This window comes from Paraburkholderia sp. BGA-UO-ETr-F21 (assembly GCF_059567925.1).
Genome location: NZ_JCAQOY010000007.1, coordinates 166,482 through 184,910, shown reverse-complemented (window position 1 = coordinate 184,910; position 18,429 = coordinate 166,482). Strand labels below are relative to the sequence as shown.

Sequence of the window (18,429 nt, the reverse complement as noted above, 5' to 3'; positions counted from 1 at the left end):
CAGTAGCAAGAATTCAGCCTGTGTTGCGCGTTGCGCGGCAGACGAGTCGCGTTTCGATGGAACGGGGCGGCGGTTGGTCATCTGTTGCGCCGCTGGACAGCGTTTGTCCACGAAACGGACGGCGCCCGGGGAGCGTCGAGCGGCATGCTCCACTCGCGGCGGCGCGTGCACCAATGGCATATGAGTTGCGTACGGCTGGCCGCCATCCCGGCATTTCTCGCCAACGGAGTCGTCCCCATGATCAAGCCGATACGGTCGAGCCGTTCACCATGCGTCGCACGCAATGCGTCCACCGCACGAGGTGCGTTGTGAAAGGCCGGCGCGCGCTCGAAGCGCTGAATTTTTTCGTGGCCGACGTGCAGGCGGGCATCGGACCATTTCTCGGCGTGTTCCTGCAAGCGCGCGGCTGGGGCGCAGATCAGATCGGCACGGTCATGACCATCGGCGGCATCGCCGGCATGCTCGCCACTTCGCCGGCAGGCGCGCTGGTGGATGCGACGCGGCATAAGCGCAGTCTCGTCGTGATCGCGGGGCTGATGACCATGCTCGCTTCCGGCCTGCTGTGGATCTCGCACGGCTACTGGATGGTGGCGGCGTCGCAGGTGGCGACCGCGATCACCGGCGCGGCAATCGGCCCGGCGCTGGCCGGCATGACGCTCGGCATGGTCAGGCAGCACGGTTTCGACCGGCAATTCGGCCGCAACCAGGTGGCCAATCATGGCGGCAATGTCGTCGCGGCGGCGCTGTCCGGCTGGCTGGGCTGGCGTTACGGCTTCGGCGCGGTGTTCGTGCTGAGCGCGCTGTTCGGCCTGCTGTCGATCGTGGCCGTGTCGTCGATTCCGGCTGACGCGATCGATCACGATGCCGCGCGGGGCGCCGAAGCAAAGGCGACCGTCAGCGAGCCTGCCGCTGCTGGCGCACCGGCGAGCGGCTTGCGGGTTCTGTTGCAATCGCGGCCGTTGTTGCTGCTGGCCGCCGCGCTCGGCCTGTTCCACCTGGGCAACGCGGCCATGTTGCCGCTCTACGGCCTCGCGATCGTCGCCGCCCATCAGGGCGAGCCGAGCGCGTTCACCGCGCAGACCATCGTGATCGCGCAACTCGTGATGGTCGCCGCCGCGATGCTGGCGACCCGGCTGATCCGCTGGCGCGGCTACTGGTGGGTGATCCTGCTGACCTTCCTTGCACTGCCGGTACGCGGGCTGATCGCCGCGTCGGTGATTCACGCGTGGGGCGTGTGGCCGGTGCAAGCGCTCGACGGCATCGGCGCGGGATTGCAGAGCGTCGCGGTGCCGGCGCTGGTGGTCCGCTTGCTGGAAGGCAGCGGTCGCGTGAACGTGGGGCAGGGCGTGGTGATGACCGTGCAGGCCGCCGGCGCTGCGTTGAGTCCGGCTTTGGGCGGGATTCTCGCGCACCGTTTCGGTTATCCCGCCGCGTTCATCGCGCTCGGCGCGGTGTCGACCGGCTCGCTGGTGTTGTGGCTGAGTTTCGGGGCGACGCTCAGGCACGCCTGCGCGGCTGATGGTGGAGCAGCGCGCGACGCGATCGAGGCAGCCTCGCCCGCGTCGTGACAGTTACATCCGCGGGTGACTGAGTCGTCTGATGGTACGCAGCTTGCTGGGCGAGGGAGTTCTTTTCGCAAGTTGCCGCATATGCCTCGAACTTCCTCTACTTGCCAACGGTGGAGCGCCCGCGAGATCCGGATACTGCACGAAGTGCCGCGCGTCCTGGTCGTGGACGACAACGTCGGCGCCGCCGAAGCGCTCGCCACCTATCTCTCCTACGAAGGCGTCGAAGCCCGCGCCGCAAACGGCTGCGAGCAGGCGTTGCGTTGCGTGCGCGACTGGGTGCCCGACGTAGTGGTGCTCGACATCATGATGCCGGAGCGCGACGGTTATGAAACCGCGAGCGCTCTGCGCAGTTATTTGCCGACGCACAGTCTGGGCATTGTCGCGTTCACTTCCCTCGATGAGGATCACGTCAAGGAAACCGGTAAGGCACGTCACAATTTCGACGGCTATTGTCAAAAAGGCACGTCCCCGAGCGCGCTGCTGGCGCTGATGCGCAAGTTCTGGCGCGAATAGCGGCGGCGGATCGAGGCGCTTTAGTTGAGCGGTTTCGGGAGGGGCGATGCTGGGCCGGCGCGGTGCGCGCGTCGCTTTGAAAACCCGCGGACGATCTTTGAGGCAGTAACGGCGCCGTATGAAGCCGGCCGGCCTCAGCGACAGGCGTCAACCCGAACCGGTCAAGCCGGCTCGCTCAACGCCGGCTCCGCGACGATCTGCCGGAGAATCGCCTCCATCAAGCCCGGAAACCGGCTGTCCAGTTCCGCGCGCCGCAGCGAATTCTGATGCACGGTGCCGGCCACGCGCGTGCGCACGAGGCCCGCCTCACGCAGGATCCGGAAGTGATGGGACACGCTCGATTTGGGGCGGCCCCCGTCGAGTTCGCCGCAAGTGGCTTCTTCGACCGACGACAGCCGGCGGACGATCTCCAGGCGAACCGGATCGCTCAAGGCATGAAACAGCCGTCCGAGCGTGAAGTCCTCAGCGGCGGGATGGTTATAAGTGCGCATCCTGCAAATGATAAAGGTTTCTGAGATACTTGGTTATTCGATGTTTATCGAACTACCGTACAAGCAAGTCCAAAGGAGTTTTGCACAATGTCCGCCTTGTTTCAGCCGTACAAGCTCAAAGACGTTTCACTGCGCAACCGGATCGCCATTCCGCCGATGTGCCAGTACACGGCCGAGGACGGCCTGATCAACGACTGGCACCGCGTCCACCTGGCCGGTCTTGCGCGCGGCGGCGCCGGGCTGGTGATCGTCGAGGCGACGGCCGTGTCGCCTGAAGGCCGCATCACGCCGGGCTGCGCCGGTATCTGGACTGACGAGCAGGCACAGGCTTTCGCGCCGGTGGTTGCGTCGATCAAGGCGGCCGGTTCGGTGCCGGGCATCCAGATCGGCCATGCGGGCCGCAAAGCCAGCGCCAATCGTCCGTGGGAAGGCGACGATCACATCGCCGACGATGACAGCCGCGGCTGGCAAACCATCGCACCGTCGGCAATCGCGTTCGGCGGCAATTTGCCCAAGGTGCCGAAGGCCATGACGCTCGACGACATTGCGCGCGTTCGCGAGGATTTCGTCGCCGCCGCGAGGCGGGCGCGTGACGCGGGCTTCGAGTGGCTCGAACTGCATTTTGCGCATGGCTATCTCGGCCAGAGCTTTTTCTCGACCCACTCGAATCAGCGTGACGACGCTTACGGCGGCAGTCTCGACAACCGCAGCCGCTTCCTGCTGGAAACGCTGGCGGCGGTGCGCAAGGTGTGGCCGGAGCATCTGCCGTTGACGGCGCGTTTCGGCGTGATCGAGTACGACGGCCACGACGAGCAGACTCTCGCGGAGTCGATTGAACTCGCGAAGAATTTCAAGCGCGAAGGGCTGGACATGCTGAGCGTCAGCGTGGGCTTCTCCACGCCGAAAGCGGCGATTCCGTGGGCGCCGGCGTTTCTCGCGCCGATCGCGGAACGTGTGCGCCGCGAAGCCGGCATCCCGGTTTCGTCGGCATGGGGCATCGATACGCCGGAACTGGCGGACCGTTCGGTGAAGAACGGGCAACTGGATCTGGTGATGGTCGGCCGCGCGCATCTGGCCGATCCGCACTGGCCGTACCATGCGGCGAAGAAGCTAGGTATCGAGCGTGCGTCGTGGACCCTGCCGGCGCCTTACGCGCATTGGCTCGAACGCTACGCTGTCGCCTGAGTTTCTGTTTCGCGTCGCGTCGTATCGATGTGCTGTTTGCCCCGGCGGTTCATGTGCCGGGGCAGGCGGGATAACCTATATTCCGCCTTTCCGCCTTTCCGCCTTTCCGCCTTTCCGCCTTTCCGCCTTTCCGCCGCCCGTCCGATCCGCCACCCGTCCACCAGTCAGTCGCAAGTCGCCAGCCCGCCCGCGCCCCAACTCGGCAGTCCGCCGCGCAGACCACGCCCCATCCACGTCACGCCCCTCACCAGCCACCGTATTCCGTGTCGCGGCTAATCGAGCGACGCGGAAATGCCAGTAAGTGCATCAAAAATCCGTTTCAAGATATTGTCATGAGTCGATAAATCGTTTCAAGATGGCTCAAATACGCGTATGCTTGTTTCAATTGGACCATCAAGGGTGTCATGGTGACTTCATCCGACGAGCAAACCACGGGTCAGCAGGGTTACAGAAGCGGCGAAGCGGCGCGTTTGGCAAAAATGCCGGTCACGACGTTGCGGATCTGGGAGCGTCGTTACGGCGTGGTCGGACCGGCGAAAACCGCGTCAGGCCAGCGTCTGTACACGGAAGACGACGTCAGGCGACTCAGCCTGATCAAACTGCTGGTGAGTCGCGGCCACGCGATCGGCGCGATCGCGCGGCTCGATCGCGAGCAACTGCAGTTTCTGGCCGCGCGCAGCGGGCGTGAAAGCGGCGGCGCGACCGACATGCCGTTCGCCGAGTCCGCCGATCTCCGGCTGGCTCTCGTGGGCGGCAACCTCGCGCAGCGACTGGAAGCATCGGGTGTCGATTTGCGGCCTTACGGCGTGAACGAACTCGTCACTTTCGCCGACCTCGATCTCGCCAGCGCCGGTACGACCAACGAGCGCCGCGAGCCGATCGACGCACTGCTCGTCAGCGTCGATTCATTGCAGGAGGAAGTCGCGTCGCAGATCATCGCGCTCGGCGACGCGGTCCGCGCGAAAGCGATCGCGGTCGTCTACGGCTTCGGCACCGGCCCGGCGGCGGAGATTTTGCGCGTGGCGGGCGTGCGTCTCTATCGCGAGCCCGACAGCCGGACGGAATTCCGTCAGATGCTCGGGGACCTCTGCGAACGAACCCGCATTCAGGAGCGCACCGGCGACGACGCCGTTTGGGCGCGCGTGCGCCGTCGCTACGACGACCGCGAACTGGAAGCCATTGCCAGCCGTTCTTCGACGATTTCGTGCGAATGTCCGCGCCACCTGGCAGAACTGGTCATGAAACTGTCGGCGTTCGAGCGCTACAGCGACGCGTGTACGTCGCGCTCGGCGCAGGACGCCGCGTTGCACCGCTATCTGGGCGACGTCAGCAACCGGGCTTGCGCGATGGTTGAAGCGGCGCTCGAGCGAGTCGCGCGGGAAGAAGGCTGGTTTGCCGGCGCGCAGCCGCCGCAAGCCGTTCAGGACTAGCACGCGCACACCGTTTCGGAGGATGTGCCATGTCACATGATGCTTCGACGGACGCGACCGTCAGCGCGCCCGCACTGGACGAAAAGAGCGCGCATCTCGCGGCGCTCCTCGAGCGTGTTTCACGGCGCGACGCGAGAGCGTTCGAGACGCTCTACCGGACGTCCGCGCCGTCGCTTTTCGGCCTCGCCGTGCGCGTGACCCGCACCAGCGAATCCGCGGAAGAAGTGCTGCAGGACGGCTTCATCAAGATCTGGCGCTTCGCAGGCTCATACGATCCCGGCAAGGCCTCGCCGTCTACCTGGATGTCGAGCATCGTGAAGAACCAGGCGCTCGATTACTTGCGGCGCAATCCCTACGGGGGCGTATACGTCGAAGAACTGGACGAACGCATTGCCGCGGGCGAGGCCGAGCCGGACCTCTCGCACGAGTTTTCGCTCGACGCCGAGCGCCTGTCGTCCTACCTGGGCCGATTGACGCCGGTTCAGCGCCAGGCGATTGCGCTCGCCTATTTTCGCGGGCAGTCGCAATCGGAAATCGCGCACACGCTGGACGCGCCGATCGGTACGGTCAAAACCTGGATCAGCCGCGGGCTGGAGTCGCTGCGCAGCATGGCCGAGGCTCGCCACGCGCCGCATCGCCGCGGCATCTACTGATACAGGGCAGGATTTGCGGAATGCCTCTTGCTGCAAGGTCTTCTCATTGACCTGACACGGAGGCTTCACGCATGAAACCCTATATCGTCGCGCACATGATGTCCTCGCTCGACGGGCGCAGTTTGACCGACGGCTGGCACCTCGACTATGCGTCCGACCTGTACGAAAACACCGCCGCCACTTTTGAAGCCGACGGTTGGATTTGCGGGCGAGTGACCATGCAGGAAATTTCGCACGGCGAGGACTATCCGAAGGGGCTCGCCAGGGGCCCGGTGCCGCGCACCGATCACTTCGTCGAGCGCAAAGCGGATCAATACGCGATATCAATCGATCCGCAGGGGCGCGTGGCGTGGAAGAGCAACACCGCGCTCAAGTCGCACGTGATCGAAGTACTGACCGAGCAGGTCGCCGACGACTACCTCGCTTACCTGCAATCGATCGGCGTCTCATACGTTTTCGGTGGCGAGTCCGAGCTCGATCTCGACGCGGTGGTGCAGACACTGGCGCGCGAACTCGGCGTGAAAAAGCTGATCGTGGAGGGCGGTTCGCACGTGAGCGGGGCGTTCGTGAACGCGGGTCTGGTCGACGAAGTGAGCGTGTTGATTCTGCCGCTGGTGGACGGCCGCAGCGAACATCCTTCTTCGTTCGAAGTGGCGATGCAGAAGTGGCAAGCGCCCGCCTATCTGAAACTCACGTCCGTTGAAAAGACGGAACACGACGCTGTCTGGTTGCGCTATACGAAAGCCTGAAAGCGCGCGGCAGAGTGAAATCGAAGTCACTCTGCCGCTGGCCGTTAGCATTATTTTCAGTACACAGGGATAAGCGGTTATCAGCCTTGCGTGTGTGCGGTCGAGAGCCAGCCGCCGCTCACGCCAATCTCACCGATCTGTTTGGCGACGGCGTCCGCGAGGCGCTTCGCGTCCGCCGACACACCGGCGCGTTGGGTTTCGGTTACGGCATGCAAGCCGCCACCCGCCGCCGCCGAAGTCGCGATACTGCCGGCCGCCGCACCCACACCCGCCGTCTCGACCATGCCCGGCGCCTTGCCGCTGTCCGCGTTGGCATTGAAGGTTTGCACCAGTCGCGGCGCACCGCCCGCGGGCTTATACAGAATCTGCACCGAACTCGTCACTTCGCTCTTGCCCGCACCGAGGCCGATCAGCATGCGGCGGCGACGGTTGCCCGAGTCGATCGTATCGAAGCTGCCTTGCACGAGCAGCACGTTCTGATCGGCTGGCGCGGGAACGTCGGAGCGGATCGCACGCAGACCCATCGATTGCAATTGATGCACGATTTCGTTGGCGACCTGCTCGCGGACTGCGGCGGCGTCCGCGGCCTGCTTTTGCGCAGCGGACGAACCTTCGAGTTGCGTCTTCACTTTCTGCATCATGCCGCCATCCAGTTTGACCTGGTCGGGGCTGGCGTCGAAAGTGTAGACATAAATGTTGTCCGGCCGCACATGGACCGGCGTGTTCGTCTCGCTTGCATGGTCGATGCTGCCGCTCGCGCAGCCGGTCAGCAGAGCGCCGCAGCAGACCATCGCCATGCAGGCAAAACGGGTGGCATTTCTTTTGAGGAATTTCACTGAAGTCAACATGTTCATCCTGTCGTCGGCACGCGGTGCCGGTATGGTCGAGCCGTTCTTCCGATGATCGGGCAACCGTAGGATCGTTGATCATCGGCGAGTCGTCTCGCACGTGAAGCACCCTTGATCTCATGCGTTCTGTTTCATCCGCACCGGCAGCGTAACGAAGTATGGGTGAGTCACTTCCCGAACTCCATCCAACAATTATTTCGTCCTGTGTCACGGCGGCAAGAGGCGCCGCGCGGGGCTTTCGCGCGTCGCAAGCGTTATTGGACGTGGCAGGAAAAGAGGGGGTGGGGTGAGGATCGACCGCGCTGGTCAGCGCCGTGAAGTCATGCAATGGCGCGTGCGGCGCCGCGAGTATCGGGCGTCAGCTCAAGGCGAGTTTGATGATGCAGCCAAGGACAAAAATCAGCAGGAAGGCGGCGACTGCCATGTTCAGCGGATAGCGCATTCTTCACCAGGACACCAGCGTTTGCAGTGCTCATATCCTAATCACCTGACGGAAGATGAACAGTGGCCAAAGAAGCGGCAATGTGGGAAAGCCAACGCAACATGCTGAATGGCTGGGCAGCTTGCTGGCGGGAACGCTTCCAGTCGCGGACCGGATGCGGGAGTTGCCGCACGGCCGCTGACTGACGGAAAAAATGCCCGCGTGCAAAGCGCCGCTTCGCCGGTTATCGGGCCGGCCGTGCAGCGTGGCCGATGCCCTTCAACTCCCGCCGACGGCGCGCGTCCAGGGTGCGCCCGCTGGCGCATTGTTTCCGGATGGCGCATGATTGAAGCGATGTGCCGTCCGACCCCAGAAGCCGCGTGCTTCTATGGGACGCGTGGCGCACGCGAAGCCGCTGGTGCATGCGTCACGGAAACACAACGCGGCGATGCACCGCCGGCGGGTACTCAACCGTTAAGGAGGATTTCGCATGGACCGACCTGACGCCGCCAATCCGTTTGGCGATTTCACCAAAATGCTGGAGCAGTTCAAGCTCCCCGGCTTCGACGTACCCGCCATCATGGAAGCGCGACGCAAGGACATGGAAGCACTGGTTCAGGCGAATCAGACGGCTTTCCAGGGGATGCAGTCGCTCGCGCAGAAGCAGGCTGACATGTTGCGCACGACCCTGAGCGAATTGCAGTCGCTGACGGGCCAGTTATCGGCCGGCGGCGCCGCGCCTTCGGGCAAGGCGGCCGAGTTGATCCAGCAGAGCCTGCACAAGTCGCTTGCCGATATGCAACAACTGGCGCAAGCGGCCTATCAGACGCAAGCCGAGTCGTATGCGGTGATCGCAAAACGCGTAGAAGAGAATGTCGAGGAGCTTAAATCGCTCCTGCAGCAGCACAAAAAGTAGCGGGCGCTGCGCGTCGAATCGATCGACTCTGCGGAATCGATCGAGCCAGATGCGTCACGTTCGAACGACCGATGCCGTGGTTGACTTTCGAGTCATCCGCGGCATTTTTTTGTTTTGCGAAGTGCGATGGCGTCGCCGCTTCGTCCTCACGCGACCGGTCTTTTGACGCGTCCTATCGTCAGAGGAAAACGGGCCTTCCTGGCGTTTTTTTCAGCGTTCACTTACATCGATCCCGCAATGCTGCGCGCATGAATTTTTTTCTGCGCGCGATGCGGACAATGTGCACTGTCGTTTGCTTTAAACGAGCCGTGCAACGAAAACAGGCGCTCAAGCGCCGTCACTTGGTGATCTGGTCCCGAAACATCAAACAGACTCGAACGTTGCCGCGCGGGAGAAAGGTTTAAATCGTTGCGCAAACGATTGCAGCGCCTCACCGCGATGCCTAAAGTTTCGCGCCACCACTCCGTAGACGCATTCACGCAGCACGCAGCTCAACCAGTGTGAATGCAACACCAGCACCACCGGCGAAGCGTGCGCCCCTAGTTTCCCGTTCGTGACCGGCTGGACGCGTGGTCGTGAGCGTTTCACCTCGAAGGAATTCTCTTGAAACCGATGCTCTATTCCCGCATTGCTCGCGCAATGCTCGGGGCAAGCTGCGCGCTGTCGTTTGCCGCGCACGCGACGCTCGGCCAGAACGTAAGCACTGTCGACAGCGATCAATCCCGCTTGCGCGCAGTGGCTCACACGGCGACTACGCAAAGCGCGTATTCGGTCCATCTGATGACTCTGCCGTCCGGCACGCTGGTGCGCGAGTACGTCGCGCCCAACGGCATCGTGTTCGGTGTCGCATGGGAAGGCCCCACGTTGCCGGATCTGAAATCCATGCTGGGGACGTCGTTCGACGCCTACGTCGTCGCCGCCGCGACGCGTCGCGGCACGCCACTCGCTCTCTCCAGCGGCGATCTGGTGGTCTACTCCGGCGGGCATCTTCGCGCGTTCGCCGGCCACGCGTATTTGCCGCCAGCGGTGCCTGCGGGCGTCGATGTCGGCGTCATTCAATAACGGTGCGGATCATGCGTCATATGTCTTCCTTCAGGATCCTGCTGTGCGCGGCGCTGCTTGCACTGCTCGTCAGTGCTTGCGGCGGCGGGGGCGGCGGTTCCAGCAGCACGGCCAATTCCAGCAGTTCGAATTCGGCCGGTCCCACCGTGATCAACACCGCGCCGTCGTCGCAAGTGCTGGCCGCGAACGCGGTGCGCGTGACGGTCGACTCCGGCGTGAGCGACGTGCCGAACATGCCGTTCGTCAGCCTCACGATTTGTGCGCCGGGTACGGCTCAATGCCAAACCATCGACCACATACTGGTCGATACCGGGTCGTGGGGCGTGCGCATCTTTGCTTCCCAGTTGCCCGCGACAATGACCCTGCCGCAACAGAAGGACGCCGCGGGCAATCAGGTCGCCGAATGCATGCAGTTCTTCGACGGTTACACGTGGGGCGCGGTGAAGCTCGCTGATTTGCAGATTGCCGGTGAAAAAGCCGCCTCGCTGCCGATCCAGGTGATCGACCCGAACTACGCTTCACTGCCGGCCGATTGCGCGAGCGTCGGCGCATCGCGTAACACGCCGGCCGCGTTGCAGGCCAACGGCATTCTCGGCATCGGCGTGTTCAAGCACGACTGCGGCGCGAACTGCGTGCAGCAGGCGCTGGCCGGCACGTATTACGGCTGCAACGGTACGACATGCACGTCGATTCCGCTTGCCGAAGAACTCCAGGTCGCCAATCCGATTCCGTATTTCGCCACCGACAACAACGGTTCGATGCTGAGCCTGCCGACGGTCTCGGGTGCCGCGCAGTCGGTCACGGGGCAACTGGTGTTCGGCATCGGCACGCAGACCAACAATACGTTGGGCGGCGCGCAGGTGATCGGCGTGAGTCCGTCGAACGGCACCTTTACCACCGTGCAGAACGGCACGACCTATTCGCGCAGCATTCTGGACAGCGGTTCGACCGGCCTGTTCTTTCAGACCAGCTCTTTGCCGGTATGCGCGAGCCCGAATAATTCGTACTACTGCCCGGTGTCGACCGCGCAAATGAGCGCGATGATCCAGGGGGTGAACGGGACCACGAGCGCGGTGAATTTCAGCGTCGGCAATGCTACGACGATTGCACAGACCTATAGCGGCGATTCGGCGCTGCCGCTGCTGGCGGGACCGGCGTTCGTTCAGTCCACGATCTTCGATTGGGGTTTGCCGTTCTTCTACGGTCGCAATGTGTATGCCGCCGTCGAGCAGCAGGCGACACCTGGCGGTACGGGGCCTTACGTCGCGTATTGAGTTCGGAAGACAGCTTGTCTGGTCTGCGCTTTTTGGCGAGCGCTTTGGCGAGACTCGTCAGATATGAAAACGGGCCGCGACGGGACATGTTCCGTCGCGGCCCGTCAGTTGATAAGGGATTCGTCGTTACGTCTTGTCGAGACTGTTGAGCACCGCCAACACGGCCTCGCCGAACGCCTCGGGACGTCCCGCGAAGATACGCTCGACGGCTTTCCCGTCGATCAGGCGCCGGCGCAGCGCCTCCCGCTCATCGTGCTGCTCGGCGAGCCGCGCGGCGGCGCGCACGTACTCGTCGGTCGAGTGGGCCGTCAGCCACGACGGCAAGCCGGCGCGCCCGAACAGGCCGCTGTCGATATGCTCGAATACTTCGCGCCCGCACAGATTGACACCGGGCAGGCCCATGGTGAACGAATCGACGATGCCGTTGGTGTTGCCGAACGGGAACGGGCTAACGAACATGTCCATCGTGTTGAGGACTTTCAGATACGTCGGGTAGTCGAGCGAACCGTACACGTCCACGCTCGATTGCGGCAGCGTCGCGTGAATCGACTTTCTGACGTACGCCAGATCGATGCCTTCGCTCCAGCATGTCATGAAATGGAATTTGACCGGCACACGAGCGGTGTGAACGATCGCCTTGCAGGTTTCGAGAAAGTGCGGATTGATCTTCATCGCACTGGCCGTCACCCCGATGTTGACGATGTCGCCTCGCGCCGGAATTGACGGCACGATTTCGGTGAGCAGTTTCGACGGCACGTACGGTTGGCCATCCTTCGGCAAACGCATCATTTTTTCGCTGAAGCACGCCGGGTCGCCGACGAAATCTTCTTCGACGCTCACGTAGTCCATATGCGCCGCGTGCATCGTTGCCGGATGACCGAGACCCGCGATCTGCAGTGGCGCGACGCGCAGGTTCGACAGAAAGATCGTGTGCGAGAACATGCCGACACTCGGCATATAGAGCACGTCCGGTTGCTCGCGCGCGGCGAATGCCTGGATCTGGCGGATACAGTCGCCGATGTATTCCGGATGCTCGAATTCGACGAAGCGATCGAAAGTCGCACGCCCTGTTTCGTCCACATGCTGCGCCTCGCCGAACGCGACGACTTCGAAATGCTCGCGCGCGGCGCGCATTGTGCGTGAATGGGTGCGGTAGATCGAGTGGCCGCCAGTGAACCATTCGAGAACCACCAGCATCACCGGCTTGCGGTTCTTATCGTGCCGTTTGGCCGGCGTGCGTGCGACGTTGGCTTCATGGTCCAGCAGGCCGAGCGTCGCCAGTTTTTTGCGAACCAGCTTGTTGATGCTGCGCTTGATCGCATGCCGATCGGGCGAGCTGGAATAGCTGCAATGCATGTAAGCGCCGCACACGGCGGCGGTCGGCAAGTCGTCGAGGTCTTCGATACTCTCCAGCGCGCCCGGCAACCAGCCGAGCAGCCGCTCGCGTTTTTCGTGCGCGGCGGGCGAGATGTGCACGGCCGCGCTGACGATAGAAACGCCGAGGCTGGTCGCGAGCACCGGGTCACATCGATGAAGATCCGCGAAATCGATATCGTATTGCGAACCCGACGTGTAGAGCACCAGTTGCTTGCGGGTCAATACGTCGCGCGTGGCGTTGTTGTCGTTGTTGTCGTGCGCGGCGTCGAGCAGCGTGCGGACGATGTGATCGGTCGATCCATACGACGACACGGCGAAGATCATGTTGATCCATGGCCGCCCCCAAAACAGGATGTTCATCTTATCCGCGGCGAGCGTGTACTCGGGCGCCGAAAACAGCGCGGTGAATCCATCGGCGATGCGCTGCAAGGTGCGCTGCGACGCTTCGTCGCCGGGCGAGTTCGGGCTGCTACGGGCAAAGCGTTCGCTGCCGAGCGTGCCGCGCTTTTCGCAAAGCGTTTTGAGCAGCGCGCAGAACTCCTCGTGCGCGGCATCGTAGTCACGGGACTGGATCTGGGATTCGAATCGATCGAGGGAGAATTCTGTGCTCATGGTGACGGTCGAGAGTGAACGGCATGCGGTGTTCCGCATGCGCGTCGTGTTCAATGACAGGAAGGCGGGCGACGGGGCGTGAGACCCACTGCGGGGCGCGATGCGTGATGGGACGCGCGTCGTGCCGAGTGCGGGCGATGTCCACCGACTGCGGGTGTCGCCAGCGGAATCCGATTGTCAAAGAATTCGACCGGGATGCATCTAGGAAGAGTCTTATTTTGAGAAGGGCTTTTGAAGAGGCCTTTGAGCCGATGCGGTGCGAGAGCGCGCCTAGCGCCGCCGCGTGGCCCGCTTTGCCGGGGTCGGTTGGACCGCGGCGGGCTCCGGCTGCAACGGTGGCTCGGATGCCACTGGTTCTAACTGCGGCGGCGCATCCACCGGTTGTGCCGGCGCCTGCGATGCTGCGGCCTGCCCCGGCGGCGTTGCCGCTTCGCGCGGCACGGATTTGTCGCCGGCCGCCTCGATCACGCGATGCACGAAACGCAACTTCTCCACCACCGGCGCGGCGAGCGTGAACGGATAGCCGTCCGGCATGCCGAGACTCCGGTTCAGGCTGTTCAGCGCATAGGTGAGCGGAAACCAGCGCTTCATCAGATTCTCGAAGCTGGCGTCTTCCACCGGCGTGCGATCGGTCAGCGTCGGCTCGCTCGGATCGTCGGGCAGCAGCGCAACGCCGTACGAGGTCGACGTATCCAGCACGTCGACGATCAGCATGTAATGCGCCCACGTCTCGGCCCAATCTTCCCAAGGATGCATCGTGGCATACGCGCTAATAAACGACGCCTGCCAGTCGGCCGGCGCGCCGTCCCGATAGTAGGCGTTCAACGCCTCGCCATAGTCGATGCTTTCGTCGCCGAACAGTTTGCGGAACGGTTCGAGCCAGCGCGGGTTGTTCTCGACGAGCTGGCTGAAGTAGTAGTGCCCGGTCTCGTGCCGGAAGTGGCCGAGCAAGGTCCGGTACGGCTCGCCCATCGCGGTGCGGACTTTCTCGCGGTAGGCGTCGTCGGCTTCGGCGATGTTCAGCGTGATCAGGCCGTTATCATGGCCGGTCATGACGCGCGAACCGTCGCCGCCGTCCTCGAGGAATTCGAAGGCGAGGCCATGTTCCGGGTCGGCCTGGCGCGACTTCACGTCGAGACCGAGTTCGGCCAGTGTGTATAGCAGGCGACGTTTGGCCATTTCCAGCCGATACCAGTAGAGCCGATTGTCCGGCGCGCTCAGATTCGGAATCGTCAAGGTCAACTGGCAGGCGCGGCACAGTACGTCCGGCGAGTCGGCGGGGATCATCCAGTTGCAGACGTTTTCGACGGCGTAGTTGTGGCATTGGCGGAACAGCGCACCTTCGGCGCCCGGATGCAGGCTGCGCCAGCGTCCTTCGCCGGCATCTTCGAACGCGCTGATTTCCGCCAGTTCAGGTACATAGCCGAGCAATGACTCGCAACGCTCGCAACGCACGTTTTCATAGAACACGAGGTGCGAGCAGTGATTGCAGTGGAAGGTTTTCATCGGTCGAGCCTGGGAGGTGGAAGGGCGGGCATGGGCGAACAGCTGTCGCAATCTTCATGCCGCATTTGCCAGACGTCACTGGTTTAACGCACATTACGTGCATGATCGTGCATGAGCGTTGCGCCGCTTTGGTGCGCGAGCTTGGAAATGGCAGGAGAAGGCGCTTGGTTCGATCGACCGGACGGTCGGCCAGGCGCGGCAAAGTTCATCGCAGGCGGTGATCCGGGCAGTACAGGCAGTTCAGGCGGTTTTTCGCACTTGTTCAATAAACGGCATGAAGCTTGCTTTTTGGCGGGCTGCCATCCTTCGTCCAGGAGTCCGGTGTGTCCATACGCGTCGCGTTGCATCATGTCACACATTACCGCTACGACAGGCTGGTTTCACTGTCGCCCCAGGTCGTGCGTCTCAGGCCTGCGCCGCATTGCCGGACCCCGATCCTGTCATATTCGATGCGGGTCGAGCCGGCTGAACATTTCATCAACTGGCAGCAGGACGCGTTCGCCAACTATCAGGCGCGGCTGGTGTTCCCCGAGAAGACGCGCGAATTCAAGGTGACGGTCGATCTGATCGCCGAAATGGCGGTCTACAACCCGTTCGACTTCTTTCTGGAACCTTCGGCCGAGCGATTCCCGTTCGAATACTCACCCGGCCTCGCGCTGGAACTCGCGCCGTACCTCGTCAAGCGGCCGATGACGCCGCGCTTCGCCGAATTCGTCAAGAGTATCGACCGCACGCCGGCCGCCACCGCCGACTTTCTCGTCGGCCTGAATCAGCGGCTGCAACGCGAGATTCGCTACCTGATCCGGATGGAGCCGGGCGTGCAGACGCCCGAGGAAACGCTCGTGAGCGCGGCGGGATCGTGCCGCGATTCCGGCTGGCTGCTGGTCGAGACCTTGCGGCAACTGGGGCTGGCGGCGCGCTTCGTGTCCGGCTACCTGCTGCAACTCGCGCCCGACGTCAAATCCATCGACGGCCCCAGCGGCACCGAGGTCGATTTCACCGACCTGCACGCGTGGTGCGAGGTGTATCTGCCGGGTGCGGGCTGGATCGGCCTCGATCCGACCTCCGGGCTGCTGGCAGGTGAAGGGCATATCCCCGTCGCCTGCACGCCCGAGCCGGGCAGCGCGGCGCCGATCTCCGGCGCCGTGGACGAATCCGAGGTCGAGTTCGAACACACCATGTCGATCGAACGGGTGCTGGAGACGCCGCGCGTCACCAAACCGTTCAGCGAAACCGTGTGGGCCGACGTGCTGAAAATGGGCGCCCACGTGGACCAGCAACTCGCCGGCATGGACGTGCGTCTGACCATGGGCGGCGAGCCGACCTTCGTCTCGGTACGCGATCGCGACGCCGCCGAATGGAACACGGACGCGCTCGGCCCGACCAAGCGCGGCTACGCGGTCGCGCTGATGGAAAAGCTGCGCGCGCGCTACGGCGCGAACGGCTTCCTGCATATCGGCCAGGGCAAATGGTATCCGGGAGAGCAATTGCCGCGCTGGGCCATGTCGCTGTACTGGCGCGCCGACGGCGAACCCTGCTGGCACAACCCCGCGCTGTTCGCGGACGAGCGCGAGCCCGGCACCTACACGGCTGCCGACGCGCAACGCTTCCTCGCGCATCTGGCGACGAAGCTCGCGCTCGACGCGGACTGCATCCAGCCCGGCTTTGAGGACGTCTGGTACTACTTGTGGCGCGAGCGCCGTCTGCCGGTCAACGTCGATCCACTCGACGCGCGGCTGGACGACGAACTGGAGCGCGTGCGTCTGCGCCGCGTATTCGACGCGGGGCTGGGCGGCGCGACCGGTTACGTGCTGCCGCTCGCGCGCGAACGCGAGGTGCCGCACGAGGCGCCGAAGTGGGTCAGCGGCCGCTGGTTCTTCCGCGACGAGCGCATGTTCCTGATTCCGGGCGATTCGCCAATGGGCTATCGGCTGCCGCTCGATTCGCTGCCGTGGGTGTCGAAGACCGACTACCCGTATCAGCACGCGCACGACCCGTTCGCGCCGCCGGTGCCGTTGCGTTCGGCCGCGCAATTGCGCATGCAATACGACGGCGAGCAACGCGGCATGAGCCCCGCCGATGCGCGGCGCGCTGCGGCATTGTCGACGTCGGCGGCGGAGTTGCTGAGCGGCATGCCGGGCGGCGGTGTGCTGGCCTATGCACGTCAGCCAGGCGATGAGGCGGTGCCGGCGCGCGGGCAGTCGTCGAAGGAAACGATCCGGACGGCGATTTGCGTCGAAGCCCGCGACCCGAAGCGGGCAGCCGGTCCAAAAGCCGAAACGGAAGCGTTCGGCAGCGGGCGGACGCTGCTGCATGTGTTCATGCCGCCGCTCACCGAACTCGACGACTATCTCGACCTGCTCGCCGCCGTCGAAGCGACGGCCGCCGAGTTGCGCATGCAGGTGGTGCTCGAAGGTTATCCGCCGCCGCGTGACGCGCGCCTGAAAGTGCTGCAGGTCACGCCGGACCCCGGCGTGATCGAGGTGAACATTCATCCCGCGGCGAACTGGGATCAACTGGTCGACCACACGGAGTATCTGTATCAGTCCGCGGCGGAGAGCTATCTCAGCAGCGAGAAGTTCATGACCGACGGCCGCCACACGGGAACCGGCGGCGGCAATCACTTCGTGCTCGGCGGCGCGACGCCCGCGGATAGTCCGTTCCTGCGCCGCCCCGACCTGCTGGCGAGCCTGATCGCTTACTGGCACAACCATCCATCGCTGTCGTATCTGTTTTCCGGGCTGTTCATCGGACCGACCAGCCAGGCGCCGCGGGTCGACGAAGCGCGCAACGATCAGGTCTACGAGCTCGAAGTGGCGTTTCGCGAATTGCAGCGGCAGATCGACATGCTCGGCGGCCGCGAAAGCGCGAGCCTGCCGCCGTGGATGATCGACCGGTCGCTGCGCAACATCCTGATCGACGTGACGGGCAACACGCACCGCGCCGAGTTCTGCATCGACAAGCTCTATTCGCCGGACGGCCCGACCGGCCGTCTCGGCCTGCTCGAATTGCGCGGCTTCGAAATGCCGCCGCACGCGCGCATGAGTCTGGTGCAGCAACTGCTGCTGCGCGCGCTGGTGGCGCGCTTCTGGCACACGCCGTACACGCAGCGGCTCACCCGTTGGGGCACGGAGTTACACGACCGCTTCCTGCTCGGCACCTTCGTGAAGATGGATTTCGACGACGTGCTCGGCGAACTGAACCGCGCGGGCTACGCCTTCGACAGCAGCTGGTTCGCGCCGCACTTCGAATTCCGCTTCCCGCTGGTCGGCGAAACGACGGTGAACGGCGTCTCGCTGACGATTCGCAACGCGCTCGAACCGTGGCATGTGATGGGCGAGGAGGGCTCGGCGGGCGGCACGGTGCGTTACGTGGATTCTTCGGTGGAGCGTCTCGAAGTTCGTGCGCTCGGCCTGAACGACAACCGCCATGTGCTGACCGTCAACGGCGTGCCGGTGCCGTTGCAGCCGACTGGCCGCGTCAGCGAATATGTGGCCGGCGTGCGCTTTCGCGCGTGGTCGCAGCCGTCGGCGCTGCATCCGACCATCGGCGTGGACGCGCCGCTCACTTTCGATCTGGTCGATACATGGAGTGGCCGCTCGGTGGGCGGATGCCAGTATCATGTCGCTCATCCGGGCGGGCGCAATTACCAGACCTTCCCGATCAACGCCTATGAGGCGGAAAGCCGGCGGCGCGCGCGCTTCTTCGCGACGGGACACACGCCGGGGCCGCTCACGGTCGATGCACCTCAGCGCAGTCTGGAGTTTCCTTTCACACTGGATCTGCGCTACTGGTAAAACCAGCACACACTTAAAACGACACGA

The 18,429-nt window shown here is 63.7% G+C and carries 15 protein-coding genes; 10 read left to right on the top strand and 5 right to left on the bottom strand.

Annotation, left to right across the window (positions count from 1 at the left end; translation table 11 throughout):
• Positions 1–308 precede the first annotated feature (308 nt).
• A complete protein-coding gene (locus AC57B1_RS05705) occupies positions 309–1,568 on the top strand; it encodes an MFS transporter (protein ID WP_408342334.1) in 1,260 nt (419 codons plus the stop codon).
• 81 nt (positions 1,569–1,649) lie between these two features.
• A complete protein-coding gene (locus AC57B1_RS05700; RefSeq protein WP_177205154.1) occupies positions 1,650–2,081 on the top strand; it encodes a response regulator in 432 nt (143 codons plus the stop codon).
• Between the two features lie 161 nt (positions 2,082–2,242).
• On the opposite strand, the gene AC57B1_RS05695 is transcribed toward AC57B1_RS05700, so the two are convergent.
• Complete coding sequence (locus AC57B1_RS05695) at positions 2,243–2,572, bottom strand: ArsR/SmtB family transcription factor (protein ID WP_408342336.1); 330 nt, start codon at positions 2,570–2,572, stop codon at positions 2,243–2,245.
• Positions 2,573–2,659: 87 nt separating this feature from the next.
• Between AC57B1_RS05695 and AC57B1_RS05690 the strand changes: the two genes are divergently transcribed.
• The 4 genes from AC57B1_RS05690 to AC57B1_RS05675 all read left to right on the top strand — a co-directional run bounded on the left by AC57B1_RS05690 (position 2,660) and on the right by AC57B1_RS05675 (position 6,589).
• The gene (locus tag AC57B1_RS05690) at positions 2,660–3,757 is read left to right on the top strand and encodes an NADH:flavin oxidoreductase/NADH oxidase (RefSeq protein WP_408342338.1); all 1,098 of its coding nucleotides are present in this window, start codon (positions 2,660–2,662) and stop codon (positions 3,755–3,757) included.
• Between the two features lie 404 nt (positions 3,758–4,161).
• Positions 4,162–5,187 carry a MerR family transcriptional regulator gene (locus AC57B1_RS05685; RefSeq protein ID WP_408342340.1) on the top strand — a complete coding sequence of 342 codons (1,026 nt, stop codon included), beginning with the start codon at positions 4,162–4,164 and terminating at the stop codon, positions 5,185–5,187.
• A 29-nt stretch (positions 5,188–5,216) separates the two neighbouring features.
• Positions 5,217–5,840 carry an RNA polymerase sigma factor gene (locus AC57B1_RS05680; RefSeq protein ID WP_496416922.1) on the top strand — a complete coding sequence of 208 codons (624 nt, stop codon included), beginning with the start codon at positions 5,217–5,219 and terminating at the stop codon, positions 5,838–5,840.
• A gap of 71 nt (positions 5,841–5,911) precedes the next feature.
• The gene (locus tag AC57B1_RS05675) at positions 5,912–6,589 is read left to right on the top strand and encodes a RibD family protein (RefSeq protein WP_408342344.1); all 678 of its coding nucleotides are present in this window, start codon (positions 5,912–5,914) and stop codon (positions 6,587–6,589) included.
• Positions 6,590–6,669: 80 nt separating this feature from the next.
• Here AC57B1_RS05675 and AC57B1_RS05670 read toward each other — a convergent pair whose 3' ends face one another.
• Both AC57B1_RS05670 and AC57B1_RS05665 read right to left on the bottom strand, forming a co-directional pair.
• A complete protein-coding gene (locus AC57B1_RS05670; protein WP_496416921.1) occupies positions 6,670–7,437 on the bottom strand; it encodes a DUF4410 domain-containing protein in 768 nt (255 codons plus the stop codon).
• 320 nt (positions 7,438–7,757) lie between these two features.
• Positions 7,758–7,913 (bottom strand): hypothetical protein, encoded by a 156-nt coding sequence (locus AC57B1_RS05665; RefSeq protein WP_408300075.1) that lies wholly within the window; start codon positions 7,911–7,913, stop codon positions 7,758–7,760.
• Between the two features lie 435 nt (positions 7,914–8,348).
• Between AC57B1_RS05665 and AC57B1_RS05660 the strand changes: the two genes are divergently transcribed.
• From AC57B1_RS05660 to AC57B1_RS05650, 3 genes are all read left to right on the top strand, one after another.
• Positions 8,349–8,774, top strand: coding sequence for a phasin family protein (locus tag AC57B1_RS05660; RefSeq protein ID WP_091807016.1), 426 nt, complete (start codon positions 8,349–8,351; stop codon positions 8,772–8,774).
• Positions 8,775–9,386: 612 nt separating this feature from the next.
• Positions 9,387–9,836: a DUF2844 domain-containing protein gene (locus AC57B1_RS05655; RefSeq protein ID WP_496417038.1), complete on the top strand. Its 450-nt coding sequence runs from the start codon at positions 9,387–9,389 to the stop codon at positions 9,834–9,836.
• An 11-nt stretch (positions 9,837–9,847) separates the two neighbouring features.
• Positions 9,848–11,110 carry a DUF3443 domain-containing protein gene (locus tag AC57B1_RS05650; RefSeq protein WP_496416920.1) on the top strand — a complete coding sequence of 421 codons (1,263 nt, stop codon included), beginning with the start codon at positions 9,848–9,850 and terminating at the stop codon, positions 11,108–11,110.
• 126 nt (positions 11,111–11,236) lie between these two features.
• Here the strand turns inward: AC57B1_RS05650 and AC57B1_RS05645 are convergent, their stop codons facing one another.
• Entirely contained in the window at positions 11,237–13,099 is a 1,863-nt protein-coding gene (locus AC57B1_RS05645; RefSeq protein WP_496416919.1) for an adhesin, read from the bottom strand.
• A gap of 270 nt (positions 13,100–13,369) precedes the next feature.
• Complete coding sequence (locus AC57B1_RS05640) at positions 13,370–14,605, bottom strand: zinc-binding metallopeptidase family protein (protein WP_408342352.1); 1,236 nt, start codon at positions 14,603–14,605, stop codon at positions 13,370–13,372.
• Positions 14,606–14,928: 323 nt separating this feature from the next.
• Between AC57B1_RS05640 and AC57B1_RS05635 the strand changes: the two genes are divergently transcribed.
• Entirely contained in the window at positions 14,929–18,402 is a 3,474-nt protein-coding gene (locus AC57B1_RS05635; RefSeq protein ID WP_496416918.1) for a transglutaminase family protein, read from the top strand.
• The last annotated feature ends 27 nt before the right edge of the window (positions 18,403–18,429 follow it).